21 protein-coding genes are annotated in these 19,778 nt (G+C 70.5%); 17 read left to right on the top strand and 4 right to left on the bottom strand.

Annotated features, from left to right (window positions below; translation table 11 throughout):
• Positions 1-20: 20 nt before the first annotated feature.
• The 14 genes from E5N76_RS18010 (at position 21) to E5N76_RS18075 (ending at position 14,215) form a co-directional block, all read left to right on the top strand.
• Positions 21-962, top strand: a complete 942-nt coding sequence (locus E5N76_RS18010; RefSeq protein WP_149538716.1) for an ABC transporter permease — start codon at positions 21-23, stop codon at positions 960-962.
• Positions 962-1,891, top strand: a complete 930-nt coding sequence (locus E5N76_RS18015) for an ABC transporter permease (RefSeq protein WP_149538717.1) — start codon at positions 962-964, stop codon at positions 1,889-1,891. Before E5N76_RS18010 ends, E5N76_RS18015 begins: the two co-directional genes overlap by 1 nt.
• Before the next feature lie 5 nt (positions 1,892-1,896).
• The gene (locus E5N76_RS18020; protein ID WP_149538718.1) at positions 1,897-2,916 is read left to right on the top strand and encodes an ABC transporter ATP-binding protein; all 1,020 of its coding nucleotides are present in this window, start codon (positions 1,897-1,899) and stop codon (positions 2,914-2,916) included.
• The gene (locus E5N76_RS18025; RefSeq protein WP_149538719.1) at positions 2,913-3,947 is read left to right on the top strand and encodes an ABC transporter ATP-binding protein; all 1,035 of its coding nucleotides are present in this window, start codon (positions 2,913-2,915) and stop codon (positions 3,945-3,947) included. The genes E5N76_RS18020 and E5N76_RS18025 overlap by 4 nt, the downstream gene beginning before the upstream one ends.
• 24 nt (positions 3,948-3,971) lie before the next feature.
• Positions 3,972-4,349, top strand: a complete 378-nt coding sequence (locus tag E5N76_RS18030) for a hypothetical protein (RefSeq protein ID WP_149538720.1) — start codon at positions 3,972-3,974, stop codon at positions 4,347-4,349.
• 112 nt (positions 4,350-4,461) lie between these two features.
• Positions 4,462-4,965: a (2Fe-2S)-binding protein gene (locus tag E5N76_RS18035; protein WP_149538721.1), complete on the top strand. Its 504-nt coding sequence runs from the start codon at positions 4,462-4,464 to the stop codon at positions 4,963-4,965.
• A 208-nt stretch (positions 4,966-5,173) separates the two neighbouring features.
• The gene (locus E5N76_RS18040; RefSeq protein WP_149538722.1) at positions 5,174-7,558 is read left to right on the top strand and encodes a xanthine dehydrogenase family protein molybdopterin-binding subunit; all 2,385 of its coding nucleotides are present in this window, start codon (positions 5,174-5,176) and stop codon (positions 7,556-7,558) included.
• A gap of 72 nt (positions 7,559-7,630) precedes the next feature.
• Positions 7,631-8,425: an FAD binding domain-containing protein gene (locus E5N76_RS18045; protein WP_149538723.1), complete on the top strand. Its 795-nt coding sequence runs from the start codon at positions 7,631-7,633 to the stop codon at positions 8,423-8,425.
• A 7-nt stretch (positions 8,426-8,432) separates the two neighbouring features.
• Positions 8,433-9,395 carry a Bug family tripartite tricarboxylate transporter substrate binding protein gene (locus E5N76_RS18050; RefSeq protein WP_149538724.1) on the top strand — a complete coding sequence of 321 codons (963 nt, stop codon included), beginning with the start codon at positions 8,433-8,435 and terminating at the stop codon, positions 9,393-9,395.
• Positions 9,396-9,664: 269 nt separating this feature from the next.
• On the top strand, positions 9,665-10,690 hold the full coding sequence (locus tag E5N76_RS18055; RefSeq protein WP_149538725.1) for a TauD/TfdA family dioxygenase: 1,026 nt from the start codon (positions 9,665-9,667) through the stop codon (positions 10,688-10,690).
• 280 nt (positions 10,691-10,970) lie between these two features.
• Entirely contained in the window at positions 10,971-11,375 is a 405-nt protein-coding gene (locus E5N76_RS18060) for an AtzH-like domain-containing protein (protein ID WP_149538726.1), read from the top strand.
• A gap of 209 nt (positions 11,376-11,584) precedes the next feature.
• On the top strand, positions 11,585-12,844 hold the full coding sequence (locus tag E5N76_RS18065; RefSeq protein WP_149538727.1) for an NAD(P)/FAD-dependent oxidoreductase: 1,260 nt from the start codon (positions 11,585-11,587) through the stop codon (positions 12,842-12,844).
• Between the two features lie 95 nt (positions 12,845-12,939).
• Positions 12,940-13,698, top strand: a complete 759-nt coding sequence (locus tag E5N76_RS18070) for a cold-shock protein (protein ID WP_149538728.1) — start codon at positions 12,940-12,942, stop codon at positions 13,696-13,698.
• A gap of 124 nt (positions 13,699-13,822) precedes the next feature.
• Complete coding sequence (locus E5N76_RS18075) at positions 13,823-14,215, top strand: hypothetical protein (protein WP_149538729.1); 393 nt, start codon at positions 13,823-13,825, stop codon at positions 14,213-14,215.
• A gap of 257 nt (positions 14,216-14,472) precedes the next feature.
• Here the strand turns inward: E5N76_RS18075 and E5N76_RS18080 are convergent, their stop codons facing one another.
• Entirely contained in the window at positions 14,473-15,213 is a 741-nt protein-coding gene (locus E5N76_RS18080) for an aspartate/glutamate racemase family protein (protein ID WP_149538730.1), read from the bottom strand.
• Between the two features lie 54 nt (positions 15,214-15,267).
• Here E5N76_RS18080 and E5N76_RS18085 point away from each other — a divergent pair, with 54 nt between their 5' ends.
• Positions 15,268-16,251, top strand: coding sequence for a Bug family tripartite tricarboxylate transporter substrate binding protein (locus E5N76_RS18085; protein WP_149538731.1), 984 nt, complete (start codon positions 15,268-15,270; stop codon positions 16,249-16,251).
• 196 nt (positions 16,252-16,447) lie between these two features.
• Here E5N76_RS18085 and E5N76_RS18090 read toward each other — a convergent pair whose 3' ends face one another.
• The 3 genes from E5N76_RS18090 to E5N76_RS18100 all read right to left on the bottom strand — a co-directional run bounded on the left by E5N76_RS18090 (position 16,448) and on the right by E5N76_RS18100 (position 18,134).
• On the bottom strand, positions 16,448-16,819 hold the full coding sequence (locus E5N76_RS18090; protein WP_149538732.1) for a DUF2852 domain-containing protein: 372 nt from the start codon (positions 16,817-16,819) through the stop codon (positions 16,448-16,450).
• 66 nt (positions 16,820-16,885) lie between these two features.
• Complete coding sequence (locus tag E5N76_RS18095; protein ID WP_149538733.1) at positions 16,886-17,479, bottom strand: TetR/AcrR family transcriptional regulator; 594 nt, start codon at positions 17,477-17,479, stop codon at positions 16,886-16,888.
• 211 nt (positions 17,480-17,690) lie between these two features.
• On the bottom strand, positions 17,691-18,134 hold the full coding sequence (locus tag E5N76_RS18100) for a nucleoside deaminase (protein WP_235907759.1): 444 nt from the start codon (positions 18,132-18,134) through the stop codon (positions 17,691-17,693).
• A gap of 46 nt (positions 18,135-18,180) precedes the next feature.
• Between E5N76_RS18100 and E5N76_RS18105 the strand changes: the two genes are divergently transcribed.
• Together E5N76_RS18105 and E5N76_RS18110 are read left to right on the top strand one after the other, a co-directional pair.
• Positions 18,181-18,897, top strand: coding sequence for a gamma-glutamyl-gamma-aminobutyrate hydrolase family protein (locus E5N76_RS18105; protein WP_149538734.1), 717 nt, complete (start codon positions 18,181-18,183; stop codon positions 18,895-18,897).
• 31 nt (positions 18,898-18,928) lie between these two features.
• Positions 18,929-19,777, top strand: a complete 849-nt coding sequence (locus tag E5N76_RS18110) for a pseudouridine synthase (protein WP_149538841.1) — start codon at positions 18,929-18,931, stop codon at positions 19,775-19,777.
• Position 19,778 lies beyond the last annotated feature (1 nt).

Genomic DNA, 19,778 nt, shown 5'->3' on the forward strand with positions numbered 1-19,778 from the left:
AGCGCGGGGAGTAACGCGCAATGTTCGCTTATGTCGTGCGACGAATCCTGGCGACGATCCCGGTCATGGCGATCGTCGCGCTCTTCGTCTTTTCCCTGCTCTACATCGCGCCGGGCGACCCGGCGGCGGTCATCGCCGGCGACCAGGCGACGCCGCAGGATGTGGAGCGCATCCGCGCCTCCCTCGGCCTCGACCGGCCCTTCCTGGTGCGCTTCGGCGAATGGGTGTTCCGTATCCTGCAGGGCGACCTCGGCGTCTCGATCTTCACCAACCTGCCGGTGACGACGATGATCCAGCAGCGGCTGGAGCCGACCTTCTCGCTGATGATCCTGACGCTCTGCCTCGCCGTCACCATCGCCGTGCCGATGGGCGTGGTCGCGGCCTGGAAGCAGGGCACCTTGATCGACCGCGCGGTGATGGGCTTCGCGGTGATGGGCTTCTCCGTCCCGGTCTTCGTCGTCGGCTACCTGCTGGCCTATGTCTTCGCGCTGGAGCTGGACTGGCTGCCGGTGCAGGGCTACACCGCCTTCAGCAACGGCCTCTGGCCCTGGCTGGAGAACCTCATCCTGCCGGCCATCGCGCTGGGCGGCGTCTATATCGCCCTCATCGCCCGCATCACCCGGGCGACGATGCTGGAGGTGCTGCAGCAGGACTACATCCGCACGGCGCGGGCCAAGGGGGCGGGGCAGCGCAGCATCCTCTTCCTGCATGCGCTGAAGAATGCCGCGGTGCCGATCGTCACCGTCATCGGCATCGGCGTCGCGCTGCTGATCGGCGGCGCGGTCGTCACCGAAAGCGTCTTCGCCATTCCCGGCCTCGGGCGGCTGACGGTGGACGCCATCCTGCGGCGGGACTACCCGGTCATCCAGGGCGTGATCCTGCTGTTCAGCTTCATCTACGTGATCGTCAACCTGGCGATCGACCTGATGTACACCCTGTTCGATCCGAGGATCCGGTACTGATGGCTTCCGCAACCGTCCTTGCCCGGCCCGAGCTGACGCGCGAGAGCGTCAGCGCGGCGCCCCAGATGCCGGATGTGCTGCCCCCGGTGAAGGCCCGGAAAGGGTTCATCGGCTTCCTCCGGCGCAACCCCACCATCGCGGTCGGCGGCGGGCTGCTGCTGATCATGCTGGCCATCGCGGTCTTCGCCCCGCTGCTCTGGACGGTGGACCCCACCGCCCTGGCGCCGGCGCGGCGCACCCGCGAGCCTTCCGCCATGTACTGGTTCGGCACCGACATGCTGGGGCGGGACGTCTATTCCCGCGTGCTCTACGGCGCCCGGGTCTCGCTGCTGGTCGGCTTCTCCGTGGCGATCCTTTCCTCCGTCATCGGCCTGGCCATCGGCATGGTCTCCGGCTTCATCCGCTGGGCGGACAGCATCGTCATGCGGATCATGGACGGGCTGATGTCCATCCCGCCCATCCTACTGGCCATCGCGCTGATGGCGCTGACGCGGGGCTCGGTGCAGAACGTCATCATCGCCATCACCATCGCGGAAATCCCCCGCGTCTCCCGCCTCGTCCGCGGCGTGGTGCTCTCGCTGCGGGAGCAGCCTTACGTGGATGCCGCGGTGGCGGCCGGCACCCGCACGCCGGTCATCATCTGGCGGCACATCCTGCCGAACACCCTGGCGCCGATCACCGTGCAGGCCACCTATATCTGCGCCAGCGCCATGATCGTGGAGGCCATCCTCTCCTTCATCGGCGCCGGCACGCCGCCCATCATCCCCTCCTGGGGGAACATCATGGCGGAAGGCCGGGCGCTCTGGCAGGTGAAGCCCTATATCGTCTTCTTCCCCGCCATCTTCCTCTCCATCACCGTCCTCGCCGTGAATCTGCTCGGTGACGGGCTCCGCGACGCGCTCGATCCGCGCATGGCGAAAAGGCTCTGACCCCAATGGCACTGCCCGGTCCGCGGAGCGGACAACCGCTCCTTGAAGTCGAGAATCTGCAGACGCATTTCCGCACGAAGGATGGCGTGAACCGCGCCGTCGATGGCGTCTCCTTCCATGTGAATGCGGGGGAGACGGTCGCCATCGTCGGCGAATCCGGCTGCGGCAAGTCGGTCACCTCCATGTCCATCCTGCGGCTCATTCCGGAGCCGCCGGGCAAGATCGCCGGCGCCATCCGGTTCCAGGGCAAGGACCTGCTGAAGCTCTCCGACCGGGAGATGCGGCAGATCCGCGGCAACGAGATCAGCATGATCTTCCAGGAGCCGATGACCAGCCTGAACCCGGTGCTGACCGTGGGGCGGCAGATCGGCGAGACGCTGCGGCTGCACCAGGGGCTCTCGGCCAGGGAGGCGGAGCAGAAGGCGATCGAGATGCTGACCCTGGTCGGCATCCCGGAACCGGCGCGGCGGGTACGGGAATACCCGCACCAGCTCTCCGGCGGCATGCGCCAGCGGGTGATGATCGCCATTGCGCTGGCCTGCAACCCGAAGCTGCTGATCGCCGACGAGCCGACCACCGCGCTCGACGTCACCATCCAGGCGCAGATCCTGGAGCTGATGCGGGACCTCAAGCACCGCGTCGGTGCCGCCATCGTCCTCATCACCCATGACCTCGGCGTGGTGGCGGAGGTCGCGGAGCGCGTCATCGTCATGTATGCCGGCCGGAAGGTGGAGGAGGCGGAGGTCGGCCCGCTCTTCCGCACGCCGCGCCACCCCTATACCCAGGGGCTGCTCGGCTCCATGCCGAAGCTCGGCTCCTCCCTGCATGGCGAGGAGACGCGGCTGGCGGAAATCCCCGGGCTGGTGCCCAGCCTGAAGGCGAAGATTCCCGGCTGCGTCTTCGCCACGCGCTGCCCGCACACCACGGATCTCTGCCGCCAGGTGGCGCCGGCGCTGGAGGAGAAGGCGCCCGGCCATGTCGCCGCCTGCCACTACGCCCTGAAGGAGGAGGCGCTCGCGGCATGACCAGGCTCCTCGAAGTCAGCGACCTGAAGAAGCATTTCCCGATCAAGGCCGGCTTCTTCGGCGGCACCACCGGCTATGTCTATGCGGTGGACGGCGTCTCCTTCGGCATCGACAAGGGCGAGACCCTGTCGCTCGTCGGCGAATCCGGCTGCGGCAAGTCGACCGTCGGCAAGGCGATCCTCCGCCTGTTCGACATCACCGCCGGCCAGGTGGTGCTGGACGGCAAGCGGATCGACGACATGCCCGCCGGCTCCCTTCGCCCCCTGCGGCGCCGGGTGCAGGTGGTGTTCCAGGACCCCTTCAGCTCGCTGAACCCGCGCATGAAGGTGAAGGACATCCTGGCGGAGCCGATCCGCAATTTCGGCCTGGCGAAGGATTCGAAGGAGCTGGACGAGCGGGTCGCCAAGCTCATGGACACGGTCCGGCTGCCGCGGGATGCGGTGAATCGCTGGCCGCATGAATTCTCCGGCGGCCAGCGCCAGCGCATCGGCATCGCCCGCGCCCTGGCGGCGGAGCCCGACCTCATCGTCTGCGACGAGGCGGTCTCCGCCCTCGACGTCTCGGTGAAGGCGCAGATCGTCAACCTGCTGCAGGATCTGCAGGCGGAGCTGGGCCTCGCCTTGCTGTTCATCTCGCACGACCTGGCCATTGTCGAGCATATGACGCATCGCGTGGCGGTGATGTATCTCGGCAAGATCGTGGAGGTGGCGCCGAAGCGCAGCCTCTTCGCCGCGCCGAAGCACCCCTATACCCAGGCGCTGCTCTCCGCCGTGCCGGTGCCGGAGCCGGGGGCGAGCCGCCAGCGCATCATCCTGAAGGGCGACGTGCCGAGCCCGATCAACCCGCCCAAGGGTTGCCGCTTCCACACCCGCTGCCCCTATGCCTTCGACCGCTGCCGGGTGGAGGAGCCGAAGCTGGCGCAGCCAAGCACGGCCGGGGCAGGGCATGTCGCCGCCTGCCACCTGCACAGCCTGCCGGAGGCGGAGAACCCGCTGGCGGCGGCGGTCGGGGAGTTGGTCGTCCCGGCCTGAAGGCTGGGACGGCGCACGCGACGGATGGCCACGCCGCCGCCGATCTGGGTGGAGGTGCGGGAGCGGCGCAGCCTGTTCGGCCGCGTGGTGAAGCGCTTCTTTTTCGGGTTCCAGCTCTTCATGGTGGTGCTGAGCCTCGGCACCTGTGCCGTGGTCAGCAATTACCTCTCCGGGCCGGATCCGGAGGTGGCGATGGGCGCCGGCATGTTCGGCGTTTCCGCCTTCGCCATCCTCTGGACCATGTGGCCGCTCGGCACGGTGCTGCTGGGCATTCTGGTGCTGGTGACCAGGGGTAGGAAACGGCTGATTCCAGCGCCCGGCAGCGCGCCACCCGCCGGGCCGCCTGGTGCGCCGCCGCATCGCCCCGGCGGCAGCGTGCCGGAGGCGGGTCCGCGCCGCTGATCCGCGCGCCGTCATGCCGTGACGCTTGACGGCGCGCGGGGCCGGGGCAACCTTTCCCCCAGGCGCGCGGCCCCCCTGGCCGCGCCGGCTCAGGGCTTTTGGGAGGCGCGGCATGCCGCAAGTGACGCTGACCGTGAATGGCAAGACCAGCACGGTCGAGGTGGAGGGCCGGACCCTCCTCGTGGAGCTGCTGCGCGAGAAGCTGCGGCTGACGGGCACCCATGTGGGCTGCGACACCAGCCAGTGCGGCGCTTGCGTGGTGCATGTGAATGGCGACAGCGTGAAATCCTGCACCATGCTGGCGCTGCAGGCGGAGGGCGCGGAGGTCACCACCATCGAGGGGCTGGCGAAGCCGGACGGCACGCTGCACCCGATGCAGGAGGCCTTCCGCGAATACCACGCGCTGCAATGCGGCTTCTGCACCCCTGGCATGGTGATGTCGGCCATCGACCTGGTGCAGAAGCACCCGCAGGGCCTCTCCGAGAAGGAGATCCGCGAGGGGCTGGAGGGCAATCTCTGCCGCTGCACCGGCTACCACAACATCGTCAAGGCCATCGCCGCGGCGCAGGAGGTCATGCATGGCCGCCGCTCGGAACTGGCCTCGGCCGCCGAATAGGGAAGATCGAGGGAGGCTTTGCCTCTCTCCCTGGGCGCGGCGCGCCCCCTCCACCCCTGGAGGTCAGGCGCCAAGAACTTGGTTTCCAAAGGCCCTTCGGCCTTTGGTGGGGCTGGGAGGGGGCGCGCCTTAGGGCGCGACGCCCCTCCCGGGAATCGACAAGAAGGGCCCGGCGCAACGACGCCAGGCGGGTGGGGAGGCAGGGACCATGAATGCGGTGACACCCTTCGAGGGCATCGGCGCCAGTGTGAAGCGCAAGGAGGATCTGCGCTTCCTCTCCGGCCGCGGGCAGTACACGGACGACATCAACCGGCCCGGCCAGGCCTATGCCTATATCCTCCGCAGCCCGCACGCCCATGCGCGCATCGCCGGGATCGACACGGCAACAGCGGCGGCGATGCCGGGGGTGCTGGCGATCTATACCGGTGCCGACACGGCAGGGCTCGGCAGCATCCCCTGCGGCTGGCAGATCCACAACAAGGACGGCTCGCCGATGGCGGAGCCGCGGCACCCGATGCTGGCCGAGGGCAAGGTGCGCCATGTCGGCGACCAGGTCGCGGTCGTCATCGCCGAGAGCCGCGCCCAGGCCAAGGACGCCGCGGAAGCGATCGGCGTGGACTACGACGTCCTCCCCGCCGCCCCGACGCTGGACGCCGCCCAGGTCCCCGGCGCCCCGCTTGTGCATGACGGCGTCGCCGGCAACATCTGCTATGACTGGCATATCGGCGACAAGGCGGTGAACGACGCGGCCTTCGCCGCCGCCGCCAAAATCGTCACCTTCGAGACCACCAACAACCGCCTGGTGCCGAACGCCATGGAGCCGCGCGCGGCGATCGGCGACTACGACACCACCACGGGCGAGTACACGCTCTTCACCACCAGCCAGAATCCACATGTCATCCGGCTGCTGATGGGCGCCTTCGTGCTGCAGATCCCGGAGGCGAAATTGCGCGTCGTCGCCCCCGATGTCGGCGGCGGCTTCGGCAGCAAGATCTACCATTATGCCGAGGAGGCGATCGTCACCTGGGCCGCCGGCAAGCTCGGCCGCCCGGTGAAATGGACCTGCGAGCGCACCGAAAGCTTCATGAGCGATGCACACGGCCGGGACCATATTACGAAGTGCTCGCTGGCGCTGGATGCGAACGGCAAATTCCTCGGGTTGCGCGTGCATACCCAGGCCAATATGGGCGCCTATCTCTCCACCTTCGCGCCCTGCGTGCCGACCTATCTCTACGCCACCTTGCTGGCCGGCGTGTACACCACGCCGACCATCTATTGCGAGGTGACGGCGGTCTTCACCAACACCGTGCCGGTGGATGCCTATCGCGGCGCGGGCCGGCCGGAGGCGACCTATCTGCTGGAGCGTCTGGTGGACATCGCCGCGGCGGAGACGGGGATTGATCGCGTCGAGATCCGCCGGCGCAATTTCATCCCGAACGACGCTTTCCCCTATCAGACGCCCGTCGCCCTGCAATATGACAGCGGCAACTACACCGCGACCCTCGACGCCGCGCTGCAAGCCGCGGATTGGGCCGGCTTCGAAGCCCGTCGTGCCGAGGCGGCGAAGCACGGCAAGCTGCGCGGCATCGGCTGCTCCACCTATCTGGAGGCCTGCGGCATCGCGCCCTCCGCCGTGGTCGGCTCGCTCGGCGCCCGCGCCGGGCTGTACGAGGTGGGCACCATCCGCGTGCATCCCACGGGCAGCGTCACCGTCCTCACCGGCGCCCACAGCCATGGCCAGGGGCATGAGACCACCTTCGCCCAGCTCGTCGCGGACCGGCTCGGCGTGCCCGTGGCGCAGGTGGATGTGGTGCATGGGGACACCGCCAAGGTGCCCTTCGGCATGGGCACCTATGGCAGCCGCAGCCTCGCCGTCGGTGGCAGCGCCATGTTCAAGGCGATGGACAAGATCATCGCCAAGGGCCGGAAGATCGCCGCCCATCTGATGGAAGCCTCGGTCGAGGACATCGAATTCGACCGCGGCACCTTCCGCGTCGCCGGTACGGACCGCACCAAGGCGCTGGCCGAGATCAGCCTCGCCGCCTATGTGCCGCATAATTACCCCATCGAGGAGCTGGAGCCGGGCCTCGAGGAAACCGCCTTCTACGACCCGAAGAACTTCACCTATCCGGGCGGCTGCCACATCGCGGAAATCGAGATCGACCCTGAGACCGGGAAGGTCAGCGTGGTGAATTTCACCGCGGTGGACGATGTCGGCCGCGTCATCAACCCGATGATCGTGGAAGGCCAGGTGCAGGGCGGCGTCGCCCAGGGCATCGGCCAGGCGCTGCTGGAGCACGCCGTCTATGATGCCGACGGCCAGCTCCTCTCCGGTTCGATGATGGACTATACCATGCCGCGGGCCGATGATCTGCCGCTGGTCGGCGTGGCGACCCACACCACGCTTTGCACCCACAACCCGCTCGGGGTGAAGGGCTGCGGCGAGGTCGGGGCCATCGGCTCCCCGCCCGCGGTGATGAATGCGGTGGTGGATGCCTTGAAGAGCTACGGGGTGCGCCATATCGAGATGCCGGCGACGCCGGCGAAGATCTGGGGCATCCTCCATGCCGGCCGGAAGCTGGCCGCGGAATAGCACCGGGACGGACGCCGCGGGAATGCAGCCCGCGGCCGCGCCGGCCGGCGGACGAGCAGAGGGAGTTGGACGATGTATGATTTCGCCTACCACAAGCCCGCCTCGGTCGCCGATGCGGTGAAGCTCCTCTCGGCCGATCCGGATGCGCGGCCGATCTCCGGCGGCCAGACCCTGCTGCCGGCGCTGAAGCACCGGCTGAACAAGCCCAGCGCCATCATCGATCTCTCCGGCATCGCCGAGCTGCGCGGCATCCGGCGGGAGGGCGACAAGCTGGTCATCGGCGCCCTCACCAAGCATGTGGAAGTGGCGGACAGCGCCGAGGTGAAATCCGCCATCCCGGCCCTCGCCCAGCTCGCCGGCACCATCGGCGACACCCAGGTGCGCAACCGCGGCACCATGGGCGGCAGCGTCTCCAACAACGACCCGGCGGCGGACTACCCCGCGGCGGTGCTGGCGCTGGACGCCACTATCGTCACCGACAAGCGCCGCATCGCCGCGGATGAGTTCTTCCTCGGCATGTTCACCACGGCGCTGGAGCCGGGCGAGCTGCTGGTGGCGATCGAATTCCCCATCCCGGAGAAGGCCGGCTACGCCAAGATGAAGAACCCGGCCAGCCGCTACGTCATGGCCGGCGCCTTTGTCGCCAAGACCAAGTCCGGCGTGCGCGTCGCCATCAACGGCGCCGGCCCCTGCGTCTTCCGCCAGACGGAGATGGAGCAGGCCCTGACCGCAAATTGGTCGCCGGATGCCGTCGCCAGCATCAAGCAGCCCGCCGACGACCTCAACAGCGACATCCATGGCAGCGCCGAATACCGCGCGCACCTGGTCACGGTGATGGCGAAGCGCGCCGTCGCCGCCGCGGGCTGAAGCGGCGATGCGCCGCCGTGGTCTGATCCTCGGCGGCGCGCTGCTGCCGCTGGCGGCCCGCTCCCAGGGGGCCTGGCCCCAGCGCCCCATCCGCATCGTCATCCCCTACCCGCCGGGCGGCGCCAGCGACATCATCGCCCGGATGCTGGCGCCGCACCTGACCGAGAGCCTCGGCCAGACTGTGGTGGTGGAGAACCGCCCCGGCGCCAATGGCTTCATCGCCGGGGAGCTGGTGGCCCGCGCCGCGCCGGATGGCTACACCCTGCTGATGGGCAATGCCGGGCCGAACGGCATGGGCCCGGCGCTCTATGGCAGCCGCACCCCCTATGACGCGCTGCGCGACTTCGCCCCGGTCATGGCGGTCTCCGTCGTGCCGCAGATCATGGCGGTGCATCCCCAGGTGCCGGTGCGCAATGTGCCGGAATTCCTCGCCTATGCGAAGGAGCTGAACGGGCGGATGAGCTACGGCTCGGCCGGGGTCGGCTCGGCCGGGCATATGGCGATGGAGCTGCTGAAGAGCCTGACCGGCGTGCAGCTCACCCATGTGCCCTATCGCGGCAGCTCGCCCTCCACCGCCGACCTCATCGCCGGCGTGATTCCGGTGAACTTCGATACCGTGCCGGTGCTGCTGCCGCATCATCGCGGCGGCAGGGTGCACGGCATCGCCGTTTCCTCGAAGGAGCGGGTGCCGGAGGCGCCGGAGCTGGCGGCGATCGCCGAGACGATACCGGACTTCGAGACGGTGAGCTGGGGCGGCATCCTTGCCCCCGCCGCCACGCCGAAGCCGGTGATCGCGCAGTTGAACGCCGCGCTGCGCACCGCCATGGCGCGGCCGGATGTCGGCGGGGCGCTGGCCGCCCAGGGCATCCAGCCGCAAAGCGGCCCGCCCGAGGCCTTCGGCGCCTATGTCGAGGCCGAGCTCCGCAAATGGACCGAGGTGGTGCAGCGCATGGGGCTGCGGCCGGAATAGCCGGTCCCCGGCGACGCAGCCGGGCTCCGCCAGCGGCGCGGCATCGCGCGGCATGACAGGCTGCGTCCTGGGATGGAATCCTGGCATCGGAACCGGGCGCCGCGGATGAGGCGGCTCCCGCCGCGGCGAGGTCCCGGGCACCGGAGCCGGGTGTCGCGGCCGGCGCGGCGCATCGCCCGCACTCCGAACGGTCGAGCCCTGGACTTCCGCCCGGGCCGGCGCAAGGCTGCGGGCATAAGGCCGCATGACGGCCGGGAGGAAGGGTCATCATGCCGCAACCGCGCCGCCCCGTCACCGAAGCTGCCGCCTGGACGCGCCTGGAGATGGAGGCCGATCCAGGCTGGCGCTTCCAGCTTTCGCCGCCGCAGATCGCGGAGCTGGATGCGGCCCTGGCCGCGGTGCAGGCGCGCGGCCTGGCGCTGCCCGCGGTGACGCGGGAGGATTTCCCGCTGCCCTCCTGGGCCGGGCTGCTGGCCGCCATCCGCGCCCAGCTCAGCACCGGCCGCGGCCTCGCGCTGCTGCGCGGCCTGCCGGTGGAGCGGTACACGGAAGAAGAGGCGCGCCTCGCCCATTGGGGCATCGGCACCTATCTGGGCGAGGCGGTGACGCAGAATGCGGCGGCGGAGCTGATCGCCGGCGTCTATGACCGCGGCCAGACCTATGGCGGCGATGTCCGCGCCTACCAGGTGCGGGCGGAGCTTTCGATGCATTGCGATAATTCGGACATCGTCGCGCTGTTCTGCCTGCGCCAGGCGAAATCCGGTGGCGAGACGCTGCTGACCAGCGCGCTCTCCATCTACAACCGGCTGCTGGCGGAAATGCCGGAGGCGCTGCCGCTGCTGGAAGCCGGCTTCCCCTATGACCGCAAGGGGGAGGAAGGGCCGGGCGAGCCGCCTATCAGCGCGCCCATCCCGGTCTTCGCCCGGGCCAGCGACGGCACGGTCAGCGCGCGCTATGCCCGCTCCTACATCACCAGGGCGGAGCAGCGCAGCGGCATCCCGCTGCCGCCGGCGGGCAAGGCGGCGCTGGACGCCTTCGACCGCATCGCGCTGGACCCCGCGCTGCTGCTGGAATTCCACCTGCGGCCGGGGGAGATCCAATTCGCCAACAACTACACCGTGCTGCATGCCCGCCGCGGCTTCGAGGATGACCCGGAACCGGAGCGGCGGCGGCTGATGCTGCGGCTGTGGCTGCAGAATGATTCGCTGCGGCGGGTCGAGGATACGCAGCTTCGCTTCGGCTTCACCCGGTTCGGGAATCACGGGCGGACGGCGCGAGAGTTGCTGGCGGCGTAGAGCCAGGGGCGCCGCCCCTGGAACCCCGGCAGAGGGCGCTGCCCTCTGCACTCCCGCCGGGGACCGGACCGGTCCCCGGACCCCGGTCTGAGCTTTGGGCGCGACGGTTCAACCTGCCGACTCACGGCGGGGGCCGGGAGGAAGCTCTTCCCGCGGCGGAGGTGCAGGGCGCGGGCACTGCCGCGACGACCTCCTGCTGAGGGGGTGGGAACGAAGCCCCTATCTTCCTCCCGCTTCCCCGGCGCGGCATCCTGCCTCCCGCACCAGGGCAGGAGAGAGCATGCAGATCGACGACCCGGCGGTGATCGCCGAGGCCCGCGCCGTCTTCGACCGCTACGAAGCCGCCATCGCCGCCAATGACGGCGCCGTGCTGAACGACACCTTCTGGGCCGATCCGCGCACCGTGCGCTTCGGCATCACGGAGATCCTCTACGGCATCGCGGCGATCATGGCCTTCCGCAGCTCCGTCGCCCGCTACGCGCCGCGGGCCACGCGGAAGGTGCACATCACCGCCTTCGGCCAGGACTTCGCCTGCACCCACCTGGAATATGAGCGCCAGGATACCGGCCTGATCGGGCGGGAGACGAAGATCATGGTCCGGCTGCCCGAAATCGGGTGGAAGGTGGTCTCCGCCCATGTCTCCCTGCTGGCGCCGAGCGATCCCGGCCGCGTCCAGAAGGGCTGAGTCACCCCTCCTCGCCTCGGCGCCAGCCGCTATGCTGCGCCGATGCAGACCGTCGAATGCTTTTCCGCGCTGTCGAGTCCCTGGATGCATGTCGCCGGGCCGCAGCTCTGCGCCGTCCCTGACCGGCATTGCGCACAACTCGTGCGCCGCGCCTCCGGGTTCCCCCGACTGGCCCCGCCGACGCCGGCCGGCGCGAAGGTGCAGCGGGCGTGACCCATACCGTCATCATCGGCGCCGGCATCCTCGGCGCCTGCACTGCGCTGGAGCTGCTGAAGGCCGGCCACAAGGTCACCATCCTCGACCCAGGCCCGCCAGGCGGGGAGCAGGCGGCGAGCTACGGCAATGGCTGCTGGCTCAGCCCCGCCTCCGTCATCCCGCCGGCCCTGCCGGGGCTGTGGAAGAAGGTGCCGGGCTTCCTCGCCGATCCGCTCGGACCGCTCGCCATCCGCTGGTCCTATTTCCCGCGCGTGCTGCCCTGGCTGCTCCGCTACCTCGCCTCCGGCTGGACCGAGGCGCGGGTGCACCGCACCGCCATCGCCCTCCGCGCCCTGGTGCAGGACGCCCCCGCCCTGCATGCCGCGCTGGCCGAGGCCGCCGGCGTCGGCCATCTCATCCAGCGCCGCGGGCTGATGTACATCTACCCCGACCGCCGGGACTTCGAGGCCGAGGCCCTCGCCTGGCGCCTCCGCCGCGCCGTCGGGGTGAAATGGGTGGAGCTCTCCGCCGAGGAGCTGCGCCAGCGCGAGCCGGAGCTGGACCCGCGCTACCGCTTCGCGCTGGTGGTGGAGGAGGGCGGGCATTGCCTCGACCCTGGCGCCTATGTCGCGGCGCTGGTGGCGCTGGCCGAGGCGGAGGGGGCGCAGCGCCTCGCCGCCCGCGCCACCGGCTTCCGCATCGAGGCCGGGCGGCTGCGCGCCGTCAGGACCGAAGGTGGGGAGGTGGCCTGCGACCGTGCCGTCATCGCCGCCGGCGCTTATTCCAGGCCGCTCGCCGCCGCTGCCGGGGATGACGTGCCGCTGGAGACGGAGCGGGGCTACCACGCCGTCATCCAGGGGGCGGCGACCGGGCCGCGCACCCCGATGATGCCCTCAGACGGCAAGATGAGCGTGACCATGACCGCCGGCGGGCTGCGCTGCGCCGGCCAGGTAGAGATCGCCGGGCTGGAAGCCGCCCCGAATTGGCAGCGGGCGGCGATCCTGCGTGACCATCTGCTGCGCAGCTTCCCCGGCCTGCCGCGGGAGCTGCCGGCGGAGCGGGTGCGGTTCTGGATGGGCCACCGCCCCAGCATGCCGGACGGGCTGCCCTGCCTCGGCCCCGCCCGGGCGACGCCGGATGTCGTGCACGCTTTCGGCCATGGCCATGTCGGCCTGGCGGCGGCACCGCGTTCCGCGCAATTGGTGATGCAAATCCTGACTGGACAAGCGCCTGCGGTTGAGACGAAACCATATGCTGCGAGTCGATTCGGATGATTTACCGCTCGCATTGCGGTCGTCGGAGTGTCACACTCAGCGTCTAGTGGTCCGCTTTCCGCGGGGCCACGCGACACTGACACGGATAATAAAAAGTGCCTTCCGACATCGATCCGCAGGGCGGAGACGGGCCCATCGAGGCCCAGGTCAAGTGGTATAACGCCCGCAAGGGCTTCGGCTTCGTGCTGGGCCCGGACGGACAGGATGTGTTCTTCCACGCCTCGGCCCTGACCGAGGCGGGCATCGAGCCGCCCGAGACCGGGGATACGCTGGTCTGCGAAATCGGCGCCGACCGCCAGGGACGCCGCCTTGTCACCCGCATCATCGAACGCAAGCCGGGCGATGGCAGCGCCGCCGGCGCCCGCCCGCCGCGTCGCGAATTCGGCGGCGGCGGCTTCGGGGATCGGCCGCCGCGGCGGGATTTCGGTGCCGGCGGCGGGTTCGGGGACCGGCCGCCGCGCCGCGATTTCGGCGGTGGCGGTGGGTTCGGGGACCGGCCGCCGCGGCGGGATTTCGGCGGTGGCGGCGGTGGCTTCGGCGCCCCGCGGCGGGAATTCGGGGCCGGCGGCGGCTTCGGCGGCCCGCGTCCGGGCGGGTTCGGGGACCGGCCGCCGCGGCGCGACTTCGGCGATCGCGATGCGGGTGGCCCGACCTACGCGCTGAACGGTACGGTGAAGTGGTTCGACCAGGTGCGCGGCTTCGGCTTCGTCACCCCGGATGATGGCGGCCAGGATGTCTTCCTGCATTCCTCCGTGCTGCAGCGCGCGGGGCGGCAGGATGTGCAGCAGGGCGAGAAGGTCGCGCTGGATGTGCGGGACGGCCAGCGGGGTCGTCAGGCCGTGAACCTGAAATAGGCCGCCTTCCGGGTCTGGCTGGGCCGCCATCCGCAAGGGTGGCGGCCTTTTTTGTGGCTGGGGGGCGGCGCCGGGCGGCGGCGGCTTTTGGTCTTCCTTCATCGCGGCTGGGGCAGGGTGGGGCATGCTGGCCGTCCTCCTCCTGCTGCTGTCGCTTGCCCTGCCGGCCGGTGCGCAGGAGGACCCGCCTGCCTGCACCGCGGAGCGGGAGGGCATGGCCGCCTGTTTCGAGGAGAAGCTCTGCCTCTGCCGGTTCCAGCCAGGCGGGCAGCTTACCGGCAGGCCGTCCGGCCATCGCTGGGATTGCGGGGCGCTGCGGCCGCGCTGCGGCGTGCCGCCGGCCGGGCCGCCGCCTGCGGCGGTGATACCGGGCTATGGCGGCTATGCGCCGCCCTATGGCGGGGCCGGACCCGCCCCCTGGAGTGGCCCAGAAGGGGGCGGCCCCGGCGGCTATCCCGGCACCTATCCGGGCGGCCATTCCCGGATCCTGCCAGGCCCGCCCGCCCCGTCCCGGTAGACCCCCGGCCGTCATTCTCACGGCGGGTGCGGCCAGGGCCGAGCCCTTATTTGGCCGGAACGGGCTCGGGGAAGGGGGGCCCGCGGCGCGTCCCGGCCGGTGCCGTCGCTGTTCCGGCCGGAAGATGGCTGCGCCGCCCGCGCCTCACGCTCACGCCCTGAAGCGCCGGCTCAGGAATGTGCGACCCGTAGCGGCCCGACGCGGTCAGCGATACGGCCCGGACCCTGGCTGGTGAACGCGCCCCGGACGATCACGCTCTACCCGAAGCGCCTTGGCCGCAGCCCCGCCTGGAACCAGCAGATCATCGAATAGATATCGTACACCGGCAGCCCCAGCGCGTCCTGCAGCGCCGCGGCATAGGGCGGCATGTTGGTGCATTCCAGCACGATGGCGCCGACCTCCGGATGCGCCGCCACCAAAGCGCGGCCGGCGTCCAGTATGTCCTGCTCGGCCAGAACCACATCCATGTCCTGCGTCTCGGCCTTGATCAGCACGCGGAAGAATTCCCGCCCGCCCTCCGTGCCGGCGATCGGCGTGTCCAGTGGCACCCCGGCCGCTTCCAGATGGCGCGGCGTCAGCCCGGATTTGTTCACCGTCACCACGCCGACGCGCTTGCCCGGCGGCAGTGTCGCCTGCACCCAGGGCACCTGCATCAGGGAGGAGGTGGCGACCGGCACCGCCACCGCCTCCGCCAGCTCCCGCTGGAACAGGCTGAGGAAGCCGCAATTGGTGGTAATCGCCTCGGCGCCGAGATCCACCAGGTCGCGCGCCGCCTCGATGAAGGGCGCCAGCAGCCCGGGCGCGCCCTGCACCACCACCCGCTCCGGCGTCGCGCCGCGCACCACGCGGAACAGCACCGGGAAGGGCCAGGTGGTGCCGTTGCCCATATCGCCGGGGATGCGGGGGAAGCGCGCCTCCAGCATCAATATGCCGAGCGGCGCGCCGTAGATGGATTTGCCGCCGCGGGCGAGGCGGGGCGGGGATGAATCGCTTTCCATGGCGGCAGCTTAGGCCGCAGACTTCGCCGCACAATCCGAAAGGGACATGCCGGAATGCCCCGCCGCCTTGCCGCCCTGCTGCTCGCCCTGCTGCTCGCCGCCCCCGTCGCGGCGCAGGAAGCGCCCTGGCCGAACCGGCCCATCACCATCCTCGGCGGCTTCCCCAACGGATCCGGCGTCGACATCTACGCGCGCAAGCTGGCGGAGCCGCTGACCCGCGCCCTCAGCCAGCCGGTGGTGGTGGACAACCGCACCGGGGCGGGCGGCAACATCGCCTCGGACTACGTCGCCAAGGCGCGGCCGGATGGCTACCTGTTCCTGCTCGGCACCGCCGGGACGCATGCCATCAACGCCTCCCTCTACCGCAACCTGCCCTTCGACCCGATGCGCGACGTGACGCATGTGGCGCTGCTGGGCGACGTGCCGAACGTGCTGCTGGTGAACCCGGAGAAGCGGCCGCAGTACAAAACCTGCCAGGACGTCATCGCGGCGGCGCGGGCGCGGCCAGGGGTGCTGAACTATGCCTCCACCGGCAATGGCGCCTCCACCCATCTGGCGGGGGCGCAATTCGCTGCGGCGCTCGGGATCGAGCTGACGCATGTGCCCTATCGCGGCCAGCCGGGGGCGATGCAGGCGCTGCTCTCCGGCGATGTGGACCTGTTCTTCAACCAGAGCGGGCCCTCCATCGGGCCGGTGCGGCAGGGGCAATTGCTGGCGCTGGGCGTTTCCCTGGCGCAGCCGGTGCCGGCGCTGCCGGGGGTGCCGACCATGGCCCAGGCCTGCAACCTGCCGGGCTTCGAGAGCAGCACCTGGTACGGGCTCTTCGCCCCGCCCGGCCTGCCGGCGCCGATCCTGGCGCGGTTCAACGCCGAGGTGGCGAAGATCCTGGCGCAGCCCGATTTTCGGGCCTGGCTGGTGGACAACCAGGGCATCGCGCCGCCGGCCGACACCTCCCCGGAGGCGTTCCGGCGCGTGCATGCGGCGGATCTGGCGCGGTGGGCGGAGATCGTGAAGAAATCCGGGGCGAGCGTGGATTGAGAGGGGGCGTCGCGCCGTAAGGCGCACCTGCGGCGCGACCCCTCTCAAGCTCTCCCCGCCAAAGGCCGAAGGGCCTTTGGAAACCATGAGTCCGGGCCCCGCAGGTTCAACCTGCCGACTCAAGGGGTCCAGGGCCTTTCGGCCCTTGGCGGGTAGGAGCTCGAGGAAGGGCAGCGCCCTTCCTCGACACTCAGGTTCAGCCACGGCGCCCCGCCATGAAGCGGTCGAATTCCTCCCGGTCCCGGGCCCGCTTCAACTGCTCCATGAAGCCGGCGAATTCCTGCTGCTGGGCGTCCAGCGCCCGGCGCTCCTCCTCCAGCCGGCGCAGCACTTCGGCGCGGTGCTCGTCGAAGGCGGTGTTGCCGGAGGAGCGGCGCGGCCAGGCGGGGATGCGCTCCCGCCGTGCTGCCTGCCAGCCGTAGAAGGCGGCGCCTTTCCACAGCAGCAGCAGGGCCAGGCCGATCGGCCACCAGGCGATGAAGCCCAGCACCACCGCGGCGACGGGAAAGACCGGCGGCAAAGCGGGCAGGGGCGGGAAGCCGGGGCGGGCGAGGCTGCAGAAGGACATGGCTTTTCCTCCATGAATGTGCATGACATTCACTTTGGGGCGGGCCAATGCCGATGTCAAGACTATTCACATTCGGCCCAGCAAGGCGGCGACACCGCTTTCCAGCACCGCCTCCGCGCTCGGCGCGCCGGTGGCGGGGGAGGGCAGGCCGGCGCGTTCCAGCATCGCCACCCCATGGCTGAGCGCCCAGACCTGCAGCGCCACCAGCCGCGGGTCCCGCCCATCCGCCGGCAGCAGGGCGGAGATGGTGCTGGTCAGCGCGGTGAAGGGCGCCTCGCCGGCCGGGCCGGGGGCCTCGCCGGGCAGGTGGAAGGCGAACATGGCGGCGTAGTAGCCCGGCTCCTCCCGGGCGAAGCGCAGATAGGCGGGGCCCATGCGCATTAGCGCCTCGTCCGGGGTGGCGCCGCCCTGGGCGGCGGCCTGCAGCCTTTCGCCGAACAGGGTGAAGCCGCGGCGGCAAAGCTCCGCCAGCACTTCCTCCCGGTCCTTGAAGTGGCGGTAGGGGGCGGAGGGGGAGACGCCGGCGCGCCGCGCCGCCTCGGTCAGGGTGAAGCCCATCGGCCCGCGTTCCGCGACGAGCTGCCGGGCGGCGTCCAGCAGCGCCTCCCGCAGATTGCCATGGTGGTAGCCGCGGCGGGCGGCTGGGGGGGACTCGCTCATGGCGGGAGATGGCGCCGACCGGGCCAGGGTGTCGAGAGGGGCGCCGCCCCTCCCGGTCGGGCGCAGGGCGTCCAACCCCGCCAAGGGCCGAAAAGCTCTCGGCGCCAGCAAACCGGCAGATCCGATCCGTGCGGCCCAGACTCATGGTTTCCAAAGGCCCTTCGGCCTTTGGCGAGCGGGGTCGGGCGCGCTGCCCAACGAAAGAAGTCCCTCAACGCCGCCGCTGGAAGAATTCCCGCAGCATCTCCCCCGCCTCGCTTTCCCTGACCCCGCCGATCACCTCCGGCGCGTGGTGGCAGCTTGGCGCCGCGAAGATGCGCGCCCCGTGCTCCACCCCGCCGCTCTTCGGGTCATAGGCCCCGAACACCACCCGCCGCACCCGGTACAGGCTGGCCGCGGCGGCGCAGAGCGGGCAGGGCTCCAGCGTCACGGTCAGGGTGCAATCCGCCAGGTATTTCTCCCTCCGGGCCCCCGCCGCGGCGCCCAGCGCCAGCATTTCCGCATGCGCCGTCGGGTCCTGCCTTGCCTCCACCTCATTCCCCGCCCGCGCCAGCACCGCCCCCGCGGCATCCGTCACCACCGCGCCCACCGGCACTTCGCCGCGCGCGGCGGCGGCCTTTGCTTCCTCCAGCGCGATCTCCATGGGGGTGGGCATGCGGCGGAGCTTGCCCCGGCGCGGCCGGAAGTTCTAGCAAGCCCCTATGCGCACCCGTCCCGTCATCGGCGTCACCCTGGATGCGGAGGAGCCGGGCGGCTACTCCAAGCTGCCCTGGTATGCGCTGCGGAAGAATTACTTTGCCGCCCTGGCCGAGATGGGCGCCCTGCCCATCGCCCTGCCGCATCACCCGGAACTGGCCGAGAGCTATCTCGACGAGATCGACGGGCTGCTGATCACCGGCGGCGCCTTCGATGTCGATCCCGCTTTGTATGGCGGCGGCCCCACCCACCCGACCGTCACGCTGAAATCCGGCCGCACGGATTTCGAATTGGCGGTGACCCGCGGCGCCCTGGCCCGGAACAAGCCGGTGCTCGGCATCTGCGGCGGGGAGCAGCTCCTCGCCGTGGCGCTGGGCGGCACCCTCATCCAGCACATCCCGGACAGCATCGCGGGGGCGCTGGAGCATGAACAGCCCAACCCGCGCGACGAGCCCGGGCATGAGATCAGCATCGCCCCCGGCACGCTGCTGGCCCGCATCACCGGCCGCGCCCGCATGGCGGTGAACAGCGCGCATCACCAGGCCGTCGCCGCGGCCGGGCAGGGGGCGGTGGTGAATGCGCTGGCGCCGGACGGCGTGGTGGAGGGGCTGGAGCATCCCGGCTACCGCTTCGCCCTCGGCGTGCAATGGCACCCGGAATATGCCGTGGACCCGGCCGATCCACTGATCTTCAAGGCCTTCGTCGAGGCCGCGCGTGGCTGAGGAAGACGCAGCAGGCGAGCGTGGCGAGCGGATCGCGCCGGAGGCGCGTGGGGAGAGAATCGCCAAATGGCTCGCCCGCGCCGGCATCGCCAGCCGGCGCGATGCGGAGAAGCTGATCGCCGAGGGCAAGGTGAAGCTGGACAACCAGCCCGTCACCTCCCCCGCCACCTTCGTCCACCCCGGCGACCTGGTGACGGTGAACGGCAAGCTGGTGGCGGAGCCGCAGCGCACCCGCCTCTTCCGCTACCACAAGCCCGCCGGGCTGGTGACCACCCACCGTGACGAGAAGGGGCGGGAGACGGTTTTCGACAAGCTGCCGCCGCAGCTTGGCCGGGTCGTCTCCATCGGCCGGCTGGACCTCACCTCGGAAGGGCTGCTGCTGCTGACCAATGACGGGGAACTGGCCCGCCGCCTGGAACTGCCCAGCAATGCCTGGCTGCGCCGCTACCGCGTGCGGGTGCATGGCGAGGTGGATGAGAAGGTGCTGGCCGGCCTCGCCCAGGGCATCCAGATCGGCCGCACCCGCTACGCCCCGATCGAGGCCGGGCTCGACAGCCGCAAGGGCAGCAATGCCTGGCTCACCATCTCGCTCCAGGAGGGCAAGAACCGCGAGATCCGCCGGGTGATGGAGCATCTCGGCCTGGTCGTCACCCGGCTGATTCGCATCGCCTATGGCCCCTTCCAGCTCGGCGCCCTGCCGCGCGGGGCGGTGGAGGAGGTGAACCCTAAGGTGCTGCGGGACCAGCTCGGCCTTGGCGCGCCGGCGCGGGCCCGGCCGCCCGTCTCGCGCGCCGGCCGCTTCACCGCCGAGGCAGGGACGATCCAGCCCCTGGGCAGGATGACGCTCACCGGCGGCGAAGCCGATCCCGAGGAGGAATAGG

Source organism: Siccirubricoccus phaeus, assembly GCF_008360935.1.
Lineage (GTDB): Bacteria > Pseudomonadota > Alphaproteobacteria > Acetobacterales > Acetobacteraceae > Siccirubricoccus > Siccirubricoccus phaeus.

Excerpts from the sequence above, each read along its gene's own strand:
- E5N76_RS18010 (WP_149538716.1), top strand. The coding sequence starts at position 21 with ATGTTCGCTTATGTCGTGCGACGAATCCTGGCGACGATCCCGGTCATG.
- E5N76_RS18015 (WP_149538717.1), top strand. The coding sequence starts at position 962 with ATGGCTTCCGCAACCGTCCTTGCCCGGCCCGAGCTGACGCGCGAGAGC.
- E5N76_RS18020 (WP_149538718.1), top strand. The coding sequence starts at position 1,897 with ATGGCACTGCCCGGTCCGCGGAGCGGACAACCGCTCCTTGAAGTCGAG.
- E5N76_RS18025 (WP_149538719.1), top strand. The coding sequence starts at position 2,913 with ATGACCAGGCTCCTCGAAGTCAGCGACCTGAAGAAGCATTTCCCGATC.
- E5N76_RS18030 (WP_149538720.1), top strand. The coding sequence starts at position 3,972 with ATGGCCACGCCGCCGCCGATCTGGGTGGAGGTGCGGGAGCGGCGCAGC.
- E5N76_RS18035 (WP_149538721.1), top strand. The coding sequence starts at position 4,462 with ATGCCGCAAGTGACGCTGACCGTGAATGGCAAGACCAGCACGGTCGAG.
- E5N76_RS18040 (WP_149538722.1), top strand. The coding sequence starts at position 5,174 with ATGAATGCGGTGACACCCTTCGAGGGCATCGGCGCCAGTGTGAAGCGC.
- E5N76_RS18045 (WP_149538723.1), top strand. The coding sequence starts at position 7,631 with ATGTATGATTTCGCCTACCACAAGCCCGCCTCGGTCGCCGATGCGGTG.
- E5N76_RS18050 (WP_149538724.1), top strand. The coding sequence starts at position 8,433 with ATGCGCCGCCGTGGTCTGATCCTCGGCGGCGCGCTGCTGCCGCTGGCG.
- E5N76_RS18055 (WP_149538725.1), top strand. The coding sequence starts at position 9,665 with ATGCCGCAACCGCGCCGCCCCGTCACCGAAGCTGCCGCCTGGACGCGC.
- E5N76_RS18060 (WP_149538726.1), top strand. The coding sequence starts at position 10,971 with ATGCAGATCGACGACCCGGCGGTGATCGCCGAGGCCCGCGCCGTCTTC.
- E5N76_RS18075 (WP_149538729.1), top strand. The coding sequence starts at position 13,823 with ATGCTGGCCGTCCTCCTCCTGCTGCTGTCGCTTGCCCTGCCGGCCGGT.
- E5N76_RS18080 (WP_149538730.1), bottom strand. The coding sequence starts at position 15,213 with ATGGAAAGCGATTCATCCCCGCCCCGCCTCGCCCGCGGCGGCAAATCC.
- E5N76_RS18085 (WP_149538731.1), top strand. The coding sequence starts at position 15,268 with ATGCCCCGCCGCCTTGCCGCCCTGCTGCTCGCCCTGCTGCTCGCCGCC.
- E5N76_RS18090 (WP_149538732.1), bottom strand. The coding sequence starts at position 16,819 with ATGTCCTTCTGCAGCCTCGCCCGCCCCGGCTTCCCGCCCCTGCCCGCT.
- E5N76_RS18095 (WP_149538733.1), bottom strand. The coding sequence starts at position 17,479 with ATGAGCGAGTCCCCCCCAGCCGCCCGCCGCGGCTACCACCATGGCAAT.
- E5N76_RS18100 (WP_235907759.1), bottom strand. The coding sequence starts at position 18,134 with ATGCCCACCCCCATGGAGATCGCGCTGGAGGAAGCAAAGGCCGCCGCC.
- E5N76_RS18105 (WP_149538734.1), top strand. The coding sequence starts at position 18,181 with ATGCGCACCCGTCCCGTCATCGGCGTCACCCTGGATGCGGAGGAGCCG.